General features: G+C 34.7%; 2 protein-coding genes. Both read right to left on the bottom strand.

The genetic code is table 11. The annotated features are described in order from the left end of the window. Positions 1 to 283: 283 nt before the first annotated feature. Positions 284 to 580: a thioredoxin family protein gene (locus WBN21_RS00660; RefSeq protein WP_424197388.1), complete on the bottom strand. Its 297-nt coding sequence runs from the start codon at positions 578 to 580 to the stop codon at positions 284 to 286. A 142-nt stretch (positions 581 to 722) separates the two neighbouring features. After that, the coding region (locus WBN21_RS00655; protein WP_424197387.1) for a metallophosphoesterase at positions 723 to 1722 on the bottom strand (1000 nt) is incomplete at its 5' end.

The raw sequence follows: 1722 nt of genomic DNA, 5'->3' as shown, positions 1-1722 counted from the left end.
AAAAACATGCAATTTGCTTTACCAAAAGTATTGGCTCATTTTAGTGAAAAAGGGTATCGTTTTGAGGCTTTAAATTCTGTAATATAAAACCTAACTTTAAATTTAATTTGAAGTTCGAAATTGCGTTAGGGATTGAAGTGGAAATCCTTTTTTGTGCTTTACGAAAATTTTAAAAGGAAAATTCCTAATAAACAAACACCATAGTTGATTAGATACTGAAATATTTTTCGGTGCAAAAAAGATTGGGAACGGAAAGCCCGACCCTTGTGGTAACGCCCTAATTCTAAATATATTCTTGAATTTTTCCTATAAGCGTATCGGCATCTTGCTCGCCACTTTGGCGCCATTTCATTTCGCCTCCTTTATAAATTATAAGAGTTGGCAAGGTTTTTACACGCAAGGCTTCGGCTAATTCTTGATTTTTTTCAACATCAATTTTTATAACCTTTGCCTTATCGCCAAGTGCGGCGGCAACATCTCTTAAAACAAGATGCATGGGCTCGGTTTTATCATTCCATTCTGTATAAAAATCTAACAAAACTGGAATTTCTACATCTATTAGTTCCCCAAATTTTGACATACTTTTTTATTTATTAGTAGGATGCATTAATACAAACGTACAATTTTTATTTGTTTTTATGGCTATAGTGCAGAAATAGGTTCACTACAGCCTTTTTACTAAAATATAAAAATCTTATAGTAAATATAGCATTTCTTGGCAACTATGCGTTATTTAAGCCCTTTTTAAGCTCAATTACAGTAATTTCTGGCCAGATACCTACACGACCTGGGAATGCTAAGTACCCAAACCCACGATTTACATTAATGTATTGCCCTAATTCTTGATAGATGCCTGCCCAATATTTGTAGCGCCATTTTACAGGGCTCCATTTAAACCAACCCGGTATTTCGATACCAAATTGCATGCCGTGTGTGTGCCCGCTTAAGGTTAAATGGTAGTGGTATTTGTCATGAATAACTTTTTTCTCCCAATGTGATGGGTCGTGACTCATTAATATTTTAAAATCGTCTTTATCAATTTTCGAAGCTGCTTTTTGTAAATCGCCTGCAGTTTTAAAACCACCTGCACCCCAGTTTTCGACACCAACCAATGCGATTCGGTCGCCATCTTTTTCTAAATATCTACTTTCATTTAAAAGTAAATCAAAACCAATTTCCTTTTGAAGGGTCTTTAAGTCTTCTAAATTTTGATGTTTTGCAGCTTCAGAATCCCAGGCAGCATAATCGCCATAATCATGATTTCCAAGTATTGAAAACAATCCGTCTTTGGCTTTTAGTTTATTAAAAACATCTTTATAAGGCACCAATTCCTCAGTTTTATTATTTACAATATCGCCAGTAAATAAAATAACATCGCTTTCTTGTTCATTTATTAAATTAACGGCGTATTTCACCTTCTCCATATTATCGAAACTTCCAGAATGGATATCGCTTATTTGGGTGAGTTTATAGCCATCAAAAGCAGCTGGTAAATCTTCAAAATGCAACGTGTATTTTAAAACTTTGTAGTTGTATTTCCCTCTATAAATGCCATAAATTATTGATGCCAATGGAATAGCAGCCAAACCAAGTGCTACTTTACTAATAAATTGCCTTCTGGAGGCAAAATAGTTGCCTTTTGCAGCATCGCCTTCTGTAAAAAACCTATAAACGGCTTGGGGCACTCTAAACACATCTTCGGCAAACATACCCAATAACAAA

It is taken from the genome of Algibacter sp. (assembly GCF_049667265.1).
Lineage (GTDB): Bacteria > Bacteroidota > Bacteroidia > Flavobacteriales > Flavobacteriaceae > Algibacter_B.
Note: the sequence above shows the minus strand (reverse complement) of the source record. Positions and strands in the feature narration are given on the sequence as shown.

Excerpts from the sequence above, each read along its gene's own strand:
- WBN21_RS00660 (WP_424197388.1), bottom strand. The coding sequence starts at position 580 with ATGTCAAAATTTGGGGAACTAATAGATGTAGAAATTCCAGTTTTGTTA.